This is a genomic window from Geodermatophilus sp. URMC 65, from assembly GCF_053502545.1.
The window spans coordinates 2,062,351-2,078,710 of record NZ_CP199954.1; the positions used below are offsets into that span (position 1 = coordinate 2,062,351).

19 protein-coding genes are annotated in these 16,360 nt (G+C 75.5%); 10 read left to right on the top strand and 9 right to left on the bottom strand.

Features of this window, described 5'->3' with window-relative positions; translation table 11 throughout:
- The first annotated feature begins 13 nt into the window (after nt 1-13).
- On the top strand, nt 14-1,105 hold the full coding sequence (locus tag ACWIX7_RS10015; RefSeq protein WP_448621391.1) for a cobalt-precorrin-5B (C(1))-methyltransferase: 1,092 nt from the start codon (nt 14-16) through the stop codon (nt 1,103-1,105).
- On the opposite strand, the gene cobM is transcribed toward ACWIX7_RS10015, so the two are convergent.
- The 3 genes from cobM to def are packed head-to-tail and all read right to left on the bottom strand — an operon-like array spanning nt 1,102 to nt 3,607.
- Complete coding sequence (cobM, locus tag ACWIX7_RS10020; RefSeq protein ID WP_448621392.1) at nt 1,102-1,845, bottom strand: precorrin-4 C(11)-methyltransferase; 744 nt, start codon at nt 1,843-1,845, stop codon at nt 1,102-1,104. The two genes, ACWIX7_RS10015 and cobM, sit on opposite strands and share 4 nt — an antisense overlap.
- On the bottom strand, nt 1,842-3,053 hold the full coding sequence (cbiE, locus tag ACWIX7_RS10025; protein ID WP_448621393.1) for a precorrin-6y C5,15-methyltransferase (decarboxylating) subunit CbiE: 1,212 nt from the start codon (nt 3,051-3,053) through the stop codon (nt 1,842-1,844). The genes cobM and cbiE overlap by 4 nt, the downstream gene beginning before the upstream one ends.
- Nucleotides 3,050-3,607: a peptide deformylase gene (gene def, locus ACWIX7_RS10030; protein WP_448621394.1), complete on the bottom strand. Its 558-nt coding sequence runs from the start codon at nt 3,605-3,607 to the stop codon at nt 3,050-3,052. Before def ends, cbiE begins: the two co-directional genes overlap by 4 nt.
- A 35-nt stretch (nt 3,608-3,642) precedes the next feature.
- Between def and ACWIX7_RS10035 the strand changes: the two genes are divergently transcribed.
- The 6 genes from ACWIX7_RS10035 to ACWIX7_RS10060 all read left to right on the top strand — a co-directional run bounded on the left by ACWIX7_RS10035 (nt 3,643) and on the right by ACWIX7_RS10060 (nt 9,402).
- The gene (locus ACWIX7_RS10035) at nt 3,643-4,599 is read left to right on the top strand and encodes a cobalamin biosynthesis protein (RefSeq protein ID WP_448621395.1); all 957 of its coding nucleotides are present in this window, start codon (nt 3,643-3,645) and stop codon (nt 4,597-4,599) included.
- 234 nt (nt 4,600-4,833) lie between these two features.
- Entirely contained in the window at nt 4,834-5,571 is a 738-nt protein-coding gene (locus ACWIX7_RS10040) for an ANTAR domain-containing protein (protein WP_448621396.1), read from the top strand.
- A gap of 105 nt (nt 5,572-5,676) precedes the next feature.
- Nucleotides 5,677-6,336 carry a lysophospholipid acyltransferase family protein gene (locus ACWIX7_RS10045; protein WP_448621397.1) on the top strand — a complete coding sequence of 220 codons (660 nt, stop codon included), beginning with the start codon at nt 5,677-5,679 and terminating at the stop codon, nt 6,334-6,336.
- Nucleotides 6,333-7,883: a cobyric acid synthase gene (locus ACWIX7_RS10050; RefSeq protein ID WP_448621398.1), complete on the top strand. Its 1,551-nt coding sequence runs from the start codon at nt 6,333-6,335 to the stop codon at nt 7,881-7,883. Before ACWIX7_RS10045 ends, ACWIX7_RS10050 begins: the two co-directional genes overlap by 4 nt.
- Nucleotides 7,884-7,967: 84 nt before the next feature.
- Nucleotides 7,968-8,570, top strand: a complete 603-nt coding sequence (locus ACWIX7_RS10055; RefSeq protein ID WP_448621399.1) for a DUF1326 domain-containing protein — start codon at nt 7,968-7,970, stop codon at nt 8,568-8,570.
- A 64-nt stretch (nt 8,571-8,634) separates the two neighbouring features.
- Nucleotides 8,635-9,402 (top strand): DUF2182 domain-containing protein, encoded by a 768-nt coding sequence (locus ACWIX7_RS10060; RefSeq protein WP_448621400.1) that lies wholly within the window; start codon nt 8,635-8,637, stop codon nt 9,400-9,402.
- Between the two features lie 22 nt (nt 9,403-9,424).
- Here the strand turns inward: ACWIX7_RS10060 and ACWIX7_RS10065 are convergent, their stop codons facing one another.
- Nucleotides 9,425-9,814 (bottom strand): acyl-CoA thioesterase, encoded by a 390-nt coding sequence (locus ACWIX7_RS10065; RefSeq protein WP_448621401.1) that lies wholly within the window; start codon nt 9,812-9,814, stop codon nt 9,425-9,427.
- A 33-nt stretch (nt 9,815-9,847) separates the two neighbouring features.
- Between ACWIX7_RS10065 and ACWIX7_RS10070 the strand changes: the two genes are divergently transcribed.
- Nucleotides 9,848-10,447 carry an MSMEG_1061 family FMN-dependent PPOX-type flavoprotein gene (locus tag ACWIX7_RS10070; protein WP_448621402.1) on the top strand — a complete coding sequence of 200 codons (600 nt, stop codon included), beginning with the start codon at nt 9,848-9,850 and terminating at the stop codon, nt 10,445-10,447.
- 141 nt (nt 10,448-10,588) lie between these two features.
- Nucleotides 10,589-11,014, top strand: a complete 426-nt coding sequence (locus ACWIX7_RS10075) for a VOC family protein (RefSeq protein ID WP_448621403.1) — start codon at nt 10,589-10,591, stop codon at nt 11,012-11,014.
- Between the two features lie 146 nt (nt 11,015-11,160).
- Here the strand turns inward: ACWIX7_RS10075 and ACWIX7_RS10080 are convergent, their stop codons facing one another.
- From ACWIX7_RS10080 to ACWIX7_RS10090, 3 genes are all read right to left on the bottom strand, one after another.
- Entirely contained in the window at nt 11,161-12,225 is a 1,065-nt protein-coding gene (locus ACWIX7_RS10080) for a methyltransferase (RefSeq protein ID WP_448621404.1), read from the bottom strand.
- A gap of 332 nt (nt 12,226-12,557) precedes the next feature.
- Nucleotides 12,558-13,874, bottom strand: a complete 1,317-nt coding sequence (locus ACWIX7_RS10085) for an endonuclease Q family protein (protein ID WP_448621405.1) — start codon at nt 13,872-13,874, stop codon at nt 12,558-12,560.
- A 37-nt stretch (nt 13,875-13,911) separates the two neighbouring features.
- Entirely contained in the window at nt 13,912-14,109 is a 198-nt protein-coding gene (locus ACWIX7_RS10090) for a hypothetical protein (RefSeq protein WP_448621406.1), read from the bottom strand.
- 165 nt (nt 14,110-14,274) lie between these two features.
- Here ACWIX7_RS10090 and ACWIX7_RS10095 point away from each other — a divergent pair, with 165 nt between their 5' ends.
- Nucleotides 14,275-14,796: a type II toxin-antitoxin system PemK/MazF family toxin gene (locus ACWIX7_RS10095; RefSeq protein WP_448621407.1), complete on the top strand. Its 522-nt coding sequence runs from the start codon at nt 14,275-14,277 to the stop codon at nt 14,794-14,796.
- Nucleotides 14,797-14,836: 40 nt separating this feature from the next.
- On the opposite strand, the gene ACWIX7_RS10100 is transcribed toward ACWIX7_RS10095, so the two are convergent.
- Together ACWIX7_RS10100 and ACWIX7_RS10105 are read right to left on the bottom strand one after the other, a co-directional pair.
- Nucleotides 14,837-15,604 (bottom strand): maleylpyruvate isomerase family mycothiol-dependent enzyme, encoded by a 768-nt coding sequence (locus ACWIX7_RS10100; RefSeq protein ID WP_448621408.1) that lies wholly within the window; start codon nt 15,602-15,604, stop codon nt 14,837-14,839.
- A gap of 29 nt (nt 15,605-15,633) precedes the next feature.
- Nucleotides 15,634-16,299, bottom strand: a complete 666-nt coding sequence (locus tag ACWIX7_RS10105; RefSeq protein ID WP_448621409.1) for a TetR/AcrR family transcriptional regulator — start codon at nt 16,297-16,299, stop codon at nt 15,634-15,636.
- Between the last annotated feature and the right edge of the window lie 61 nt (nt 16,300-16,360).

Below are 16,360 nucleotides of genomic sequence, written 5' to 3' on the forward strand. Positions count from 1 at the left end.
GCATGCTGGTCAGGTGACCGAGGCGGGGCGCGAGGGCAGCACGGGGCTGCGCTACGGCTGGACGACGGGTGCCTGCGCGACCGCGGCCACCACCGCCGCCTACACCGCGCTGCTGACCGGTGAGTTCCCCGACCCGGTGCAGATCGACCTGCCGCGCGGCCTGCACCCGTCGTTCGCGCTGGCCACCGAACGGCTCGAGGACGGCACCGCGACCGTGGGCGTGGTCAAGGACGCCGGCGACGACCCCGACGTCACCCACGGCGCGCTGGTCTCGGCGCGGGTCGGCCACGGCGAGCCGGGCAGTGGGGTCGTCTTCCGGGCCGGCGAGGGCGTCGGGACGGTGACCAAGCCCGGGCTGCCGCTCCCGGTGGGCGAGCCGGCGATCAACCCGATGCCCCGGCAGTTCATCCGCGCGCACGTGGCCGCGGTCGCCGCGCGGCACGGCGGCACCGGCGACGTCGTCGTCGAGGTCTCGGTGGAGAACGGGGCGGAGATGGCGCGCAGGACGTGGAACCCGCGGCTGGGCATCCTCGGCGGGCTGTCGATCCTGGGGACGACGGGCGTCGTCGTCCCCTACTCGTGCTCGTCGTGGATCGACTCGATCCGCCGCGGCATCGACGTCGCGCGGGCTGCGGGTCACCAGCACGTCGCCGGGTGCACCGGCTCGACCAGCGAGCGGGTGGTCACCGAGCTGTACGGGCTGCCGGAGGACGCGCTGCTCGACATGGGGGACTTCGCCGGCGCGGTGCTGAAGTACCTGCGCCGCCACCCGGTGCCGCGGCTGACGGTGGCCGGCGGGATCGGCAAGCTGGCCAAGCTCGCCGACGGCCACCTCGACCTGCACTCCGGCCGCTCGCAGGTGTCGACGGAGTCGCTGGCCGCGATGGTGCGCGACGCCGGCGGGGCGCCCGGGCTGGTCGAGGGCGTGCGCGGCGCGAACACCGCGCTCGACGCGCTGCAGCGGTGCCAGGCGGCCGGGCTGCCGCTCGGCGACCTGGTGGCCGCCGGTGCCCGCAGGACGGCGCTCGGCGTGCTCCGCGGGGCGCCGGTCGAGGTCGACGTCGTGGTGATCGACCGCGCCGGGACCGTGGTGGGACGGGCCTAACCGCGGCATCGCGTCGTCGAGTACAGGTGGCTGTCGGGGAACTGCTCCGCGGCGAGCACCGGCCCCACGACCACCACCGCCGTCCGCCGCACGCCCGCCGCCTCGACCTGCCCGGCGATGTCGGCCAGCGTGCCGCGCAGCACCAGCTCGTCGTCCCGGCTGGCGCGGGCCACCACCGCGACCGGACCGTCGTCCCCGTAGTGCTCGGCCAGCTCGGGGGCGAGCTCGGCGATCCGCTGCACGGCGAGGTGCAGCACCAGCGTCGCACCGGTGGCCGCGTAGGCGGCGAGCTGCTCGCCGGGCGGCATCGGGGTGGAGCGGGCGCTGGTGCGGGTGAGGACGACGGTCTGCCCGACCCCCGGCACGGTCAGCTCCCGCTTGAGCGACGCGGCCGCCGCAGCGAACGCCGGGACGCCGGGCACGACCTCGTAGGGCACCCCGGCGGCGTCGAGCCGGCGCATCTGCTCGGCCACGGCGCTGTAGATCGACGGGTCACCGGAGTGCAGCCGGGCCACGTCGAGGCCGGTCTCGTGGGCGGCCACCAGCTCGGCGGTGATCTGGTCGAGGTCGAGGTCGGCGGTGTCGACCAGCCGGGCGCCGGCCGGGGCGGTGTCGAGCAGCTCGCGCGGCACCAGCGCACCGGCGTACAGGCAGACCGGCGCCGACGCGATGATCCGCGCCGCCCGCAGCGTCACCAGGTCCGCCGCTCCCGGCCCCGCCCCGATGAAGTGGACCGTCATGGTCTGACCACACTCCAGATCGTGACGGGCATGGCGGGCCTCCAGCCGGTGTAGCCGCCGACCGGTGCCGCGTGCGCGACCGACAGCCGGGTCAGCTCACCGCCGACCCGCGACCGCCACGCGGCGAGCACCGCCTCGCCCTCGACGGTCACCGCGTTCGCCACCAGCCGGCCGCCCGGGCGCAACGCGGCCCAGCAGGTCTCCAGCAGCCCCTCGCCGGTGAGCCCGCCGCCGACGAACACCGCGTCCGGCTCGGGCAGCCCGGCGAGCGCGGCCGGCGCACGGCCCTCGACCACCTGCAGCCCGGGGACGCCGAGCCGTGCGGCGTTCTCCGCGACCCGCCGGGCGCGCGCGACGTCGGACTCCACCGCGACCGCTCGGCAGGAGGGGTGCACGCGCATCCACTCGATGCCGATGGAGCCCGCGCCGGCGCCGACGTCCCACAGCAGCCGGCCGGGCAGCGGCGCGAGCCGGGCGAGGGTGACCGCGCGGACGTCGCGCTTGGTCAGCTGGCCGTCGTGCGCGTACGCGTCGTCGGGGAGGCCCGGCACGGGGGGCAGCGGCACGGTGCCGGGGTCGGCGACCACCTCGACGGCGGTGACGACGAGCGGGTCGGTCTCCGGGTACGGCCACTGCGCGGCGGTGCCGGTGGACCGCCGCTCGGCCGGCCCGCCCAGCTGCGCCAGCGCGACCAGCCGGCTGGCGCCGTAGCCGTGCCCGGTCAGCAGCCGGGCGACTTCCGCGGGGGTGCCGCCGTCCGAGCCGAGGACCAGCAGCCGCCGGCCGGGCGTTGCGTGCGGCACGACCAGCTCGACCGGCCGGCCGACCACGGTCACGACCTGCGTCTCCTCGACCGCCCAGCCCAGCCGGGCGCAGGCCAGCGTCACCGACGACGGGTGCGGCAGCACCTCGACCGCGCCCGCGCCGTGCAGCCGGACCAGCGAGGCACCGACGCCGGAGAGCATCGGGTCGCCGCTGGCCAGCACCGCGACCCGGCGGCCCGGGTGGGCGTCGAGCAGCCCGGCCAGGGCCGGGGCCATCGGCGAGGGCCAGGGCACCCGCTCGGCGGGGACGTCGTCCGGCACGAGGGCCAGCTGGCGGGCGCTGCCGCGCAGGACGTCGGCGTCCTCGACCGCCCGGCGGGCCCGCGGCGAGAGGCCGTCCCAGCCGTCCGCGCCGATCCCGACCACCACGATCGGCGTGCTCACGCGGGCAACTGCCCGCTCGGCCCTGACGCCTCGGCCAGCAGCCGCTCCCGCAGGTCCTCCGGCAGCCGGTCGACGTAGACCACCCCGTCCAGGTGGTCGACCTCGTGCTGCAGGCAGCGGGCGGCCATCCCGGTCGCCTCGATCGAGACCGGCACGCCGTCGGCGTCGACGCCGTCCACCCGGGCCCGGAAGGCTCGCGGCAGCTCGGCGTAGGGGCCGGGCACCGACAGGCAGCCCTCCTCGGTGACCTCCTCGGCCGGCTCCCCCTCGTGCGGCTCCAGTACGGTCAGCTGCGGGTTCACCACGTAGCCGACGACGTCCTCGCCGCCGGCGTCCGGGCAGTCGATGACGAAGACGCGCGCGTCGACGCCGATCTGGTTGGCCGCCAGGCCCACGCCGTCGGCGGCCTCCATCGACGCGAACATGTCGAGGACCAGCCGGCGGACCTCCTTGCCGAACCCGGTCACCGGCGCGCACGGCCGGTGCAGGACCGGGTTGCTGCCGTAGGTGACGATCGGCCGGGCGACGCCGCTGTAACGGCCGGGCAGGCGCATGACCGTCGATCCTAGGGACGGCGCCGGTTGGCACGATGTGCCGCGTGCTGCTCCCGCGCGACCTGCCCACCGCCGCGGGGCTGGCCCTCGGCGCCGCCGCCGACCTGCTGCTGGCCGATCCGCGCCGGTGGCACCCGGTGGCCGGCTTCGGCCGGGCCGCCACGGCCCTGGAGCGCGCGCTCTGGCGGGACTCCCGCGCGGCCGGGGCGGCGTATGCCGGGCTGCTGACCGGCGCCGCGACCGGTCTGGGCGTCCTCCTCGACCGGGCCACCCGCGGCCGGCCCGCCGTCCGCACGCTGGTCACCGCGGCCGCCACCTGGGCGGTGCTGGGCGGCACCTCCCTGGGCCGGGCCGGGACGGCGATGGCGCGCACGCTCGACGCCGGGGACCTGCCCGCCGCCCGCGCCCTGCTGCCCACCCTGGCCGGCCGCGACCCCTCCACGCTCGACGTCCCGGAGCTGGCCCGCGCCACGGTCGAGTCGGTCGCCGAGAACACCTCCGACGCCGCCGTGGCCCCGCTGGTGTGGGGCGCGCTCGCCGGGCTGCCCGGCCTGCTGGGGTACCGCGCGGTCAACACCCTCGACGCGATGGTGGGGCACCGATCGCCGCAGTACGCCCGCTTCGGCTGGGCGGCCGCGCGCACCGACGACGTCGCCAACTGGCCCCCCGCCCGGCTGACCGCCGCGCTCACCGTGGCGACCGCGCCGGTGGCCGGCGGCTCGTCGCGCCGCGCGTGGACGGTGTGGCGGCGCGACGGTGCGGCCCACCCCTCGCCCAACGCCGGTCGGTGCGAGGCGGCGCTGGCCGGTGCTCTGGGCCTGCGGCTGGGGGGGCGCAACGTCTACGGCAGCCGGGTGGAGGACCGTCCGGCGCTCGGCGACGGCCGGACGCCCGCGGCCGCTGACGTCCCGCGCGCCGTGCGGCTCTCCCGCGCGGTGTGGACCACGGCCGCTGCGCTCGCTGCCGCAGCCCGGGCGCGACCCCGCCGCTGACGGAGCGGCGCTGGCCGACCGCGCTCCGCAACCTCCACGCAGGGCGCACGAGGACACGCGGGGCGGCGCAGCGGACCGGCACCGACGGGCGTGCGTGTCGCTCCCGGAGGTCGTACGGTCCCAGAACACGGAGCGGTCGGTGACCCCACGTCACCGGCATACCGCGTAGGTCGAACCCACGGCCGGCGGCGCCCCGGCCGGGCCTGGACCCGGTGGCACTCCCGTGGAGCCGAGATGACAGCGACCCCTTCTCCCATCCTGGCCCTCAGCACCGCGTCCCCCGCCCGTCCGGCAGCGCCGCCGGCACGCACCCTCTCCGCCCCACGGCGGCTGGCCGGCCGGTACCGCTACGACCGGCGCGCCGGCACGTGGACCTGGTCCCCGGAGATGGCCGCGCTGCTCAACCTCGCCCGCAACGCCGCGCACCCGTGCACCGAGCTGCTGGCCCACTCGCTGCACCCCGGCGACCGGCCCCGGGCCCTCGACGCCATCGCCGCCGCCTGCACCACCGGCACGCCCTTCGCCCTGCGGGTGCGGCTGGGCAGCCGGGGCGGGGTGGAGCGCCCCGCCCTCCTCGTCGGTGAACCGGTCGTCGACCCGGCCGGGGCGGTCGACGCGCTCGAGGGCGTGCTCGTCGAGGTCCCCCCGGAGCCGCGCCCGCCGGCGTCCCGGCCGGGGGCGGCCGGGACCGAGGACGACCGGGTGCAGGCCCTGGAGACCGAGGTCGCCCAGCTGCGCACCGCGATGAGCAGCCGGGCGGCGATCGAGCAGGCCAAGGGCATCCTCATGCTGCTCACCAGCTGCGGCGAGCAGGTGGCCTTCGACCTGCTCGCCCACATCTCGAGCAACTCCCACCGCAAGGTGCGCGACGTGGCGGTGGCCATCGTCGAGTCCGCCGCCGGACACGCCGGGCTGCCCGAGGACATCCAGGCCCTCATCCGGGACGTCTGCCCGCCCCGCCCGCACCACTAGAGCGCCCCTGTGCGCCCCGGGAGCCCACCCTCCCCGGGGCGCACGGGATGATGCCGCTGACGCCGGTGCTCGCCGGCGCTCCCCGAGCCGAGAGGGGAACGCGGCGTGCTCTACCTGGTCGTCCGGTTCCTGCTGCGCCCGTTGTTCCACGTGGTGCTGCGCATGCACGTGACGGGGCGGGAGAACGTGCCGGCCACCGGCCCGGTGATCCTGGCCAGCAACCACCTGTCCTTCATCGACAGCATGGTGATCCCCCTGTCGGCGCCGCGCCGCGTGCACTACCTGGCCAAGGCGGAGTACTTCACCGGCACGGGCGTCGGCGGGTGGCTGACCCGGACGCTGTTCACCGCGCTCGGCGCCATGCCGGTGCAGCGGCAGACGTCCCGGGCCGCCCAGGAGGCGCTGGACACCGCGCTGGGCGTGCTGCGCCGCGGTGAGGGCTTCGGCATCTACCCGGAGGGCACCCGCTCGCGCGACGGCCGGCTGGCCCGCGGCAAGACCGGCGTCGCCTGGCTGGCGCTGACCGCCGACTGCCCCGTCGTCCCCGTGGCCGTGCACGGCACGGACCGGGTGCAGCCGGTCGACTCCCGCTGGCCGCGGCCGCACAAGGTGTCGGTCACCTTCGGCGAGCCGCTGACGTTCCCCGAGCAGCGCGGGATGGCCCGCAACGGCCGGGCCCGCCGGGTGGTGACCGACCGGATCATGGAGGCCATCGCCGAGCTCTCCAGCCAGGAGAAGGCCGACTGGGGGCAGCCGCGGGCATGAGCGGCACCGTTCCCCGGCGCCCGGCCTCCGGCGGCGCCCTGCTCGTCGCCGGGACGACGTCCGACGCCGGCAAGTCGGTGGTGACCGCCGGTATCTGCCGCTGGCTGGTGCGCCAGGGGGTGTCGGTCGCCCCGTTCAAGGCCCAGAACATGAGCAACAACTCGATGGTCACCCTCGACGGCGCGGAGATCGGCCGGGCCCAGGTGATGCAGGCCGCCGCGGCCCGCGTCGAGCCCGAGGCGGCGATGAACCCGGTGCTGCTCAAGCCCGGGGGCGAGGACTCCAGCCAGGTCGTCGTCCTCGGCCGGGCCGTGGCCGACGTGACCGCGCTGTCCTACCGGCCGATGAAGGCCGCGCTGCTGGAGCAGGTGCTGGCCAGCCTCGAGGACCTGCGCGCGCGGTTCGACGTCGTCGTCTGCGAGGGCGCGGGCTCCCCCACCGAGATCAACCTGCGCGCCGACGACATCGCGAACATGGGGCTGGCCACTGCCGCCGGGCTGCCCGTGGTCGTCGTCGGCGACATCGACCGGGGCGGGGTCTTCCCGGCGCTCTACGGCACGGTCGCGCTCATGCCGCCGGCCGACCAGCGGCTGGTCGCCGGCTTCCTGGTGAACAAGTTCCGCGGCGACGTCCGCCTGCTCGCGCCCGGGCTGGACCAGCTCACCGCGCTCACCGGCCGCCCGACCCTCGGCGTGCTGCCCTGGCTGGCCGGCGCGGCGGTGGACGTGGAGGACTCCCTCGGCGTCCCGACCGGTGTCTCGTCCGCCGGCCCGCCGCACGGGGACGAGGTGCTGCGGGTCGCCGTCGCCCGGCTGCCGCGGCTGTCCAACTTCACCGACCTCGACGCGCTGGCCGCCGAGCCGGGGGTGCTGGTCCGCTACGCGACCACCCCCGAGGAACTGGCCGACGCCGACCTGGTCGTGCTGCCCGGCACCCGCGCCACGGTCGCCGACCTGGGCTGGCTGCGCGCCACCGGCCTGGCCGACGCCGTCGTCCGGCACGCCGCCGCCGGCCGGGCGGTGCTCGGCGTCTGCGGCGGCCACCAGATGCTGGCCCGGACGATCACCGACGACGTCGAGTCCCGGGCCGGCACGGTCCCCGGGCTCGGGCTGCTGCCGGCCGACGTCCGCTTCGCGCCGGAGAAGACCCTCGGCCGGCCGGCCGGGACGGCGCTGGGGCAGCCGGTGCGCGGCTACGAGATCCACCACGGGGTGGTCACCGTGGACCGGCCCTCCCACGACCTGCCTGCCGAGCCCTTCCTCGACGGCGCCCGCGCCGGGTCGGTCTTCGGCACCACCTGGCACGGGGCGCTGGAGGTCGACGGCTTCCGGCGCGCGTTCCTCGCCGAGGTCGCCCGGGTGGCCGGACGGCGGTTCGTGGCGGCGCCGGACACCGACTTCGCCGCGGTCCGCGAGCGGCGGCTGGACGCCCTCGGCGACCTGGTCGCCGAGCACGCCGACACCGACGCGTTGTGGCGGCTGCTCGAGGACGGCGTCCCCGACGGCCTGCCGGTGCTCCCGCCGGGGGACGCGCTCGGCCCGCGGTGAGGCCGGCCGACGGGGGTGCCGGAGGCGGTTGACCCGTCTCTCCGGCCGGATGGAGACTTGCTGCCTCGTGGAGGGAGCCCGGCGATGTCGTGGAACCTCAAGGGCAGCTACGCGGAGACCTGCTCCTGCGAGCTCATGTGCCCCTGCAACCTCTCGTTGGACCACGGCGCCACGTACGACTACTGCCGGGCCACCCTGGCCTTCAACATCCGCGAGGGCGAGGTGGACGGCACCGACGTCCGGGGCCGTCGGGTCGTGACGATCATTGACACCCCGAAGGTCATGACCGACGGCAACTGGCGGCTCGGGATGTTCGTCGACGACCAGGCCACCGACGAGCAGTTCGACAAGCTGGTCAAGGTCTTCGGCGGGCAGCTCGGCGGCCCGATGGCGGCACTGGGTCCGCTCGTGGGCGAGGTCGTCGGCGTCGAGCGGGCGGCGATCGAGATGCGCGACGACGGTCTGCTGCACAGCGTGCGCGTCGGGGACGTGATCGACTTCGAGGTCGAGGACATCGTGCCGTTCGGGTCGGAGACCGGTCGGCCCGTCCGGTTCGACGGCGCGTTCCACCCGGTCGCGCCCGACCTGACGATGGCCGAGGCACGGCGCTCGCGGATCAACGCCTTCGGCATCGAGTACGAGGGCAAGACCGGTGTCTCGACCGCCGAGTTCTCCTGGGCAGCCTGACGCGCTGCGCGCCCCGGCGCAGGGACGCGCTCGTGCCGGAGACCTCGGGCCCGCCTTCGCCGCGGTGCGGGTCCGGCTGGGGCTGGTCCTCGTCCTGTTCGCCCTCGCCGCCGTCGGGTGGTGGTGGAGCGCCGACCGGATGCGCGGCATGGACGACGGGCCGTGGAGCAGCCTCGGCGCGCTGGGCTGGTTCCTCGGCGTCTGGGTCGTGATGATGGCCGCGATGATGTTCCCGTCGGTCGCGCCGACGGTCGCCCTGTACGCCCGCATGACCAGGAAGCGCGCTCCGCTCCTGCCGCTGCTGTTCACGGCGGGCTACCTGCTCGTGTGGATCGGCGCGGGCGTGGTCGCGTTCCTGATCGGGGCCGCCGTGGCCCGGGTCTCCGGGGACGTGTTCGCCTGGGACCGGGCAGGCCGGTGGGTGGCGGGCGCGACGCTCCTGGTCGCGGCCGTCTACGAGCTGACCCCGCTCAAGGACGTCTGCCTCGGCAAGTGCCGCAGCCCGCTGGGCTTCCTGCTCGGATCCTGGCGGGACGGCCCGTCGGGGGCGGTGCGGATGGGCGCGCGGCACGGTGCCTGGTGCGTCGGCTGCTGCTGGGCGCTGATGGCGTCGCTGTTCGCGCTGGGCGTCATGAGCGTCGCCTGGATGGCCTTCGTCGCCGCTCTGATCGCCGTCGAGAAGACCGTCCCGTGGCGCCGGGTGGCCACCTACGGGACGGCGGCACTGCTGCTCGCCCTCGGCGTGCTCCTGCTCGCCGCGCCCGGCGCCGTCCCCGGCCTCAGCATCCCGGACAGCGGTCCGATGGACAGGATGGAGCCGATGGGCTCCTGACCCGTCCCCTGCTCGGCCGCGCTCAGCCCTCGGTGAGCCGGGCGCGCACGTCGTCCGGCCAGGGGGCGGCCACGCCGCCCGAGGCGCACACGTAGGTGGTGCGGACGACGCAGCAGACCTGCTCGCCGACGCGGACGGTGAACCGGACCGTCACGCTGGTGCGGCCGACCCGCTCGGTCTCGGCGTCCACCGTGACGGTGTCGCCCCACCGCGCCGACGACGTCCACTCCAGGGAGCTGGCCTTGACCAGCGGGTCGATGCCGCGGGCGACCAGGTCCTCCCAGGGCAGGCCGTGCGCCGTCCACCAGTCGTAGGAGGCCTCGTCGGTCCAGGTCAGGTAGTGGGCGTTGAAGACGACGCCCTGCTGGTCGCACTCGACGTACCGGACCGGGGAGCTCCACTGTGCGGGCACGGGGTCGCACGCTAGCCGGGTTACCGTGCACCCGTGGACACCGCTCCCGACGTCCTGGCGGCGTACCGACCGCCCTCCCGGCTGGTGCAGGACAAGGTCGTCGACCACCTGGACCGGCACTGCCGGGCCTTCATCGCCCTCTCGCCGTTCGCCACGCTGGCCACGGCCGCTCCCGACGGCTGGCCGGACGTCTCCCCGCGGGGCGGCGACCCGGGGTTCGCGAGGGTCCTCGACGAGCGGACCCTCGCCCTCCCGGACCGGCAGGGCAACAACCGGGTGGACAGCCTCCGCAACACGGTGGGCAACCCGCGCGCCGCCCTGCTGTTCTTCGTGCCGGGTTTCGAGGAGACCCTCAAGGTCTTCGGGACGACGACCCTCGTCGGCCCGGACGACCTCGGCGTGGACCTGACCGAGTTCGGCCGCCTGCCGCGGTCGGTGCTGGTGCTGACCGTCGAGCGGGCGTACTTCCAGTGCGGCAAGGCGGTCATGCGCTCGGGGCTGTGGGACGCCGACCGGCAGGTCGAGCGCTCGACCTTCCCGTCGCTGGGCGAGGTGCTGCGCGACCACTGCGGGCTGAGCACGCCCCTGCCCGGACAGGAGGAGATGCGCGCCGAGCTGGCGCAGGAGCTCTGAGGGAGGACCTCCCTGCCCCCACCCTCCGCAGTGGGAGGACCCCGTCCTCCCCGACCCTCGCGAGCTCGGGCGGGACCCGGGACGGGGCCGGGGCCCTGCAGGAAGCCGGGACCCGTCGGTGCCCGGGCCTATCGTCCGCCCATGGCCACCGACGTCCAGATCGTGATCGACTGCGCCGACCCGCACGGGTTGGCCGACTGGTGGGCCGAGGTCCTCGGGTGGCAGGTCGAACCGCAGGACGAGGCGTTCATCCGCCGCATGGTCGCGTCGGGCGCGGCGACCGAGGCGGACACCACCACGCACCGCGGCGCGCTGGTCTGGCGCTCGGGCGCGGCGCTGAACTCGCCCGACCCCGGCCGGCCGCGGGTGCTCTTCCAGCAGGTCCCCGAGGCCAAGACGGTCAAGAACCGTGTGCACCTGGACGTGCACGTGGGCGCGGATCGGCGGGAGGACGAGGTCGCCCGCCTGCTGGCGCTCGGTGCGACCGAGCTGTACCGGGCCTCGCAGGGCCCGTTCGAGTGGGTCACCCTGGCCGACCCCGAGGGCAACGAGTTCTGCGTCGCCTGATGCGGCGACCGGCGACGTCCGCCCTGAGCAGCTCGTCCAGCGGCAGCTCGACCGGCGGCGCGCACCGGCCCGCGGCATCGCCTGGTCGCGCCACTGAGCGGCACAGCCCCATGGCGCAGGTGGCTGCACCGCTGCGCCGGGAACCGCTACTTGACCGCGACGACCATCGAGGTGGGGCCGCTCAGGTGCTCGGCGCGTGTACTGCGGAAGCCTGCGTCCCGCATCCACCCCATGCACTCGGCGGGGGTGAAGTCGAAACCGCCGGGCGTCCCGAGCAGCATGGTGAGGCTCATGAGCAGGCCGAGGGCGTTCGAGGACCGGTCGTCGTCGATCATCGCCTCGTACACGATGAGCGAGCCGCCGTCCGGTAGGGCGTCGTAGGCCTTCGCCAGCAGTGACCGTTTCTCCTCCAGGTTCCAGTCGTGGAGGATGTGCCCCATCACCAGCACGTCCACGGTCGGCAGGGCGTCGGTGAAGAAGTCGCCGGGCACGAAGGTCAGCCGCTCACCCACCTGGTTCCGGTGGGCGTGGTCCTCGAAGACGGGCGCGAGGGCGGGCAGGTCGAAGCCGTATCCGGTGAGGTGCGGATGAGCCAGGGCGATCTGGACGGCGGTGTCGCCCTGCGCGGTGCCGATGTCGGCGAACGTCGCCACGTCGGCCCAGGGGAACCGCTTGGCGAGCTCCAGGTTGGCCCCGCGGCTGGTCCCGGTCATCCCGGCGGCGAACAGCTCCAGGCGTTCGGGGTCGGCACACAGTTGCTCGAAGAGCGTTCCGCCGCCGTGCTTGGTCTCGTTCTGCGGCTCGCCGGTGCGCAGCGCCTCGGTCAGGTGGCCCCAGAGGCCATACTGCCGCGCGTTGGCCAGCTCCAGGATGCCGCCGATGTAGGACGGCTTGTGCTTGTCGAGGAACGCATCGGTGGCGCCTGTGTTGCGGTAGACCCCGTCGGTGCGGTGCAGGAAGCCGAGGGCCACCAGGGCGTCCAGGAAGTCGCGGGCCGACCGCGGGTGCAGTCCGAGCCGCGCACGCAGTGTCTCCAGATCCTGCGGATGGCCTGCGAGGTGGGTGAACAGTTCCAACTCCACCGCGCTCAGCAGGGTCTTCGACGCACAGAACCCGATCCCGACCTGCAGGATCGATTCGGGCGAGACCTCGGTGACGTCGGCCGGGGTGGGCTGTGCACCCGCCGCCGTCGAGGTCGTCGTCCCGCTCATGAGTACCCCTCCGTCCTCGATGGGTCATCGTCGACCCGGTAGCGGTCGACACCGCCCCGAGCGGCCAGGGACGTCGACGACCGCCGGTGACCGGTCCCGCTCGGAGCCGATCGGCTCGCGTCAGCGAGTTCCTGCGCGTCCATGCCCCCAGCCTCCGACGAGGTGCGGCGACGCTTGCTGACGGCGGCACTCTCACAGCCCGGCGTCACCCGATCGTCACCGCTGCGTTGCTGGCCCGTCGGGCGACCGAGCTGCGGCAGGTGTCTCGGGGCGGACGTCGCCCGACCGCCGGTCGATCGAGGTCCCCCGCACGGGAGGACCTCCACGGGCGGCTACCGGCCCGAGGCCTGCTGCTCCGAGTCCGCCGTCGTCGCGGCGTCGCCCGGGGGGAAGATCCGCACGGTGCCGAACTGGCCGTCGTAGCCCGGCTCGACGTCCACCTCGCCGGCGCGCACCCGGCCGATCCCCTCGGCCACGCGCGCCCCGGCGGAGGCCTCGACGTCGGCGAGGGGTGCCTCGGTGAGCACCGACAGCTCGTCGCCGAAGGCCTCGAGCAGCCGGGCGCGCGCCGCACTCACCCGCTTGGCGGCCGGCCGGACGCCCAGCGCCGCGGCCAGCACCTCGTCCAGCGGCACCAGCGACCGGAACCCCGGCGCCCCGTCCGGCCGCGCACCGACCGGGCGGTCGGCGAGCTCCTCGACGCGCGACAGGACCCCGACGGTGACCGGCTTGCCGCACACGGGACACCGCCCACCGGCGGCTGCCCGCTGCGCCGGTGTCATCCGGACGCCGTGCTCGCGGTGGCCGTCGAGGTGGTACTTGCCCTCGGCCGGGTAGAACTCGACGGTGTCGGCCAGCCGGGTCACCGCGGCCGCGCGTTGCCCGACGCGGTCGGGGGCGCCGGTGCGGAAGGCCTCACGGATGCCGGGGTAGGACAGCTCGCCCTCCAGGCGAGTGGCCTCGCGGGCGATCGTGCGTGGCCCGTGGGCGTCGGAGCTGGACAGCAGCGCCACGGCGTCCAGGGAGCTCACCCGCCAGCACATCGCCGGATCGGCGGACAGGCCCGTCTCGGCCGCGAGGACCTGCGGGGTCAGGTCCCCGAAGCACTCGGCGAGGGAGTCGAAGCCGGATCTCGACCCCAGCGCCCCGAACCACGGCGTCCAGACGTGGGCGGGCACGACGAGCGCGGTCGGCTCCACCGCGAGGACCAGCTCGGCGACGGCCTTCGCGCTCAGCTGCAGCGTCGGGCGCCCGTCGACGGTGAGGTCGGCACCCCGCTGCGCCAGGGCGCCGTTGAGAGCCGCCGCGGCCTGCATGGTCGGCAGCATCACGAGGACGTGGATCCGTCGCGCCCGACCCGCCTGGCGGTACACGCAGGAGACCTCGACGCTCAGGAGGAACCGGGTGGCGTCGTCCCCGGCGGCCTCGTGGCGGACGTACAGGCCCTCCTCCGCGGCCGGCACGAGCTGGGTGCTCAGCTCCTCGAACCACGCCGGGTGGGTGAAGTCGCCGGTGCCCACGACGCGCACGCCCTTCGCCCGCGCGGTCGTGTCGAGAACCGGCAGCGTGAGGTTCCGGGACGTCGCGTAGGCGAAGCGGGAGTGCATGTGCAGGTCGGCGTAGTACACCGGCGCGAACGACGGGGCCACGCAGCCCACCTACCCCGTCGGGCCACGGGGTCCTCGCTCAGCCGACGCGCAGGTCGCGGGCGAGTCTCCGGTAGGCGACGGCGCGTTCGGCGAGCGCCCGCCGGCGCCCGTGCCGGCTGCGCCGGTCGGTACCCAGGTAGCGGGCGTCCTCCACGAGTTGGAAGGCGGCGAGCACGCTCGCCTTCACCTCGCGCCCCCGCGGCTGGGCGGGGGGAATCGGCTCGGCCGAGGTCATGGCGACCCCCTCTCCCGGGGACGCCTCTGCACAACCCCCGTGCGGACATGGTGCCCTGACCTCGGCGGTTCCAACCGTGCTCGTGTCCGATCGACACCTGTGTGTCACACGGAACACCCCGCACGCACCACCCACCCCACCCGTGTCACCCGTACCGTGCCCGGCATGGCCGGACCCTCCCTGCCCCGGGTGCTCACGTCGCTGCTCCGCACGGTGCTGCGGCCCGCCCCACCCTCGTCGGCGGGCCCCCGACGGGAGGCACCGGCCGGGGGTGGCGTGCGCGACCTCCGCGGCGGGCTCGACGGCGTCGACCTCGTCCACCGCCCGGAGGACGACGGTGAGCCGGACCCCGGTGAGGTCGTCTGGGCGTGGGTGCCCTACGACGAGGGCGACGGCCGCGGCAAGGACCGTCCGGTGCTCGTCGTCGGCCGCCGCGGCACGGACCTGGTCGGCCTGATGCTCTCCAGCCAGGACCACGACCGGGACGCCGCCGACGAGGCCCGGCACGGCCGCACGTGGATGGACGTCGGTCACGGCGGCTGGGACCCGCGCGGGCGGCCCAGCGAGGTGCGCCTGGACCGCCTGCTGCTCCTGCCGCCCGGCTCGGCCCGCCGGGAGGGCGCGGCGATCGGGCGGGCGGTCTTCGACCGGGTGGTCGCCGAGCTGCGCCGCGTGCAGCGCGGGTGACGCCGGTCAGGTCGCGCCGGTCCTCCCGACGGGACGGTCCTCAGAACGGGACCTGCTGGGCCAGCAGCCCCTCACCGGTGCCGCGGCCCGAGATGATGCGGCAGAACTCCACCGCGTCCACCTCCAGCTCGGGACCGCCCCTGCCCGTCGTCCACGTGCCGCCGGCCGGCCCGGTGAGCCGCAGCCGGTGCGGCGACCCGTGCCGCTCCGCCCACTCGGCCACGACGTCGGCGACCAGGACGCCGTCGTGCTCTGGTGTGAGCAGCAGGTCGCGGCCGGTGGCGCGGGCGATGTCGATCCGGTGCATCCAGGTGTCCCGGGTCAGGACCACGTCGAAGAGGTAGGCGAAGGACCAGCGCTCGGTCCGGTCGCCGACGACCTCCTCCTCGGGCATCGTCACCCGTCCGATCGCGCGGGACAGGCGGCGCCGCCCGCGCACCGCCCGGGGAGCGATGGAGGCGACTCGGTCCACGAGCTCCTGCGGGGACAACCGCGCCTCCCGGCGCACCTGGTGCGCGGTCAGGGCGTCGACGCCGCCGCCGGCCCGCGCGGCGGCGGCGTTCTGTGCGACGAACTGGCGCGCCGTGGCGACCATCTCGGCCATGCCGAGCACGTGGCCGGCCATGGCGCGGACGTCCCAGGCGGGGCAGTCGGTCGGCCGGCTCCACTCCTCGGGCCCGAGGGCACGCAGCTGCACGGCGAAGCGGTCGTACTCGGTGGCGGCCAGCCGCAGCGCGGTGTCGCGGTCGAGGCGGGGCCGGCGGGCGGCGGTGCGGGCGGTGCTGCGGTCGGAGGTCGGTGCGGTCATGACGGTGCCTCTCGGCAGGGTGGGTGGGATCAACCGGGCGGGGCCGCCCGGAGGTGGGGGGCAGCCGGATCGCCGTGGTGGGCGAGCCACATCGCCACCACGTCGGTCAGGGTCGAGGTGAACGTGCCGGTCTCGAACGGCTCACCGGGGGCGTTGGCCAGCTGCTGCGTGATCACGCCGTTCACGACCACCGTGAGGGTCCGGAACGCGCGGTCGAGGTCGATGTCGGGCCGGAGGAGCCCGCGGTCGCGCAGCTGCCCCAGGAACGCGCGGCTGAACTCCGCCAGTTCGACGGCCGGGGAGTACGCCCGCGCCGTCGGCACGAAGCCCGGCACGGGGCGCCAGAACATCAGCGGGGCACAGGCCGGGTGCTCGACGGCCCACCGCACGAAGACCTCCTGGTGGGCGAGCAGGTCGGTGGCCGGGCTCGGGTGGGGTCCCTCGGCGTGGACGGACCGCACGGTGGCCAGCAGCTCGCGCCACCCCCGCTCGAAGAGCGCGTCGTACAGGGCGTTCTTGCCGTCGAAGTAGACGTAGAGCGACGGAGGCCGGATGCCCATGCGCCGGGCCACCTCGCCGAGCGTCAACCCGACGACGCCCTGCTCGGCCATGACCTCGACGGCGACGTCGAGCACCTGCTCGATCGTCTCCTGGCGGCGCCGCTGCCGACGGTCCGGACGTGTTGTCCCGGTCACGCCCGGAGTGTCCGCCTAATGCTCTTAGGAGGTCAACGCGCCCATAGGCTGGACAGGCCCT

Bases quoted from the DNA above. Each gene is read 5' to 3' on its own strand.
- cobM (WP_448621392.1), bottom strand. From the start codon at position 1,845: ATGACGGTCCACTTCATCGGGGCGGGGCCGGGAGCGGCGGACCTGGTG.
- def (WP_448621394.1), bottom strand. From the start codon at position 3,607: ATGCGCCTGCCCGGCCGTTACAGCGGCGTCGCCCGGCCGATCGTCACC.
- ACWIX7_RS10035 (WP_448621395.1), top strand. From the start codon at position 3,643: ATGTGCCGCGTGCTGCTCCCGCGCGACCTGCCCACCGCCGCGGGGCTG.
- ACWIX7_RS10040 (WP_448621396.1), top strand. From the start codon at position 4,834: ATGACAGCGACCCCTTCTCCCATCCTGGCCCTCAGCACCGCGTCCCCC.
- ACWIX7_RS10050 (WP_448621398.1), top strand. From the start codon at position 6,333: ATGAGCGGCACCGTTCCCCGGCGCCCGGCCTCCGGCGGCGCCCTGCTC.
- ACWIX7_RS10055 (WP_448621399.1), top strand. From the start codon at position 7,968: ATGTCGTGGAACCTCAAGGGCAGCTACGCGGAGACCTGCTCCTGCGAG.
- ACWIX7_RS10075 (WP_448621403.1), top strand. From the start codon at position 10,589: ATGGCCACCGACGTCCAGATCGTGATCGACTGCGCCGACCCGCACGGG.
- ACWIX7_RS10080 (WP_448621404.1), bottom strand. From the start codon at position 12,225: ATGAGCGGGACGACGACCTCGACGGCGGCGGGTGCACAGCCCACCCCG.
- ACWIX7_RS10090 (WP_448621406.1), bottom strand. From the start codon at position 14,109: ATGACCTCGGCCGAGCCGATTCCCCCCGCCCAGCCGCGGGGGCGCGAG.
- ACWIX7_RS10095 (WP_448621407.1), top strand. From the start codon at position 14,275: ATGGCCGGACCCTCCCTGCCCCGGGTGCTCACGTCGCTGCTCCGCACG.
- ACWIX7_RS10100 (WP_448621408.1), bottom strand. From the start codon at position 15,604: ATGACCGCACCGACCTCCGACCGCAGCACCGCCCGCACCGCCGCCCGC.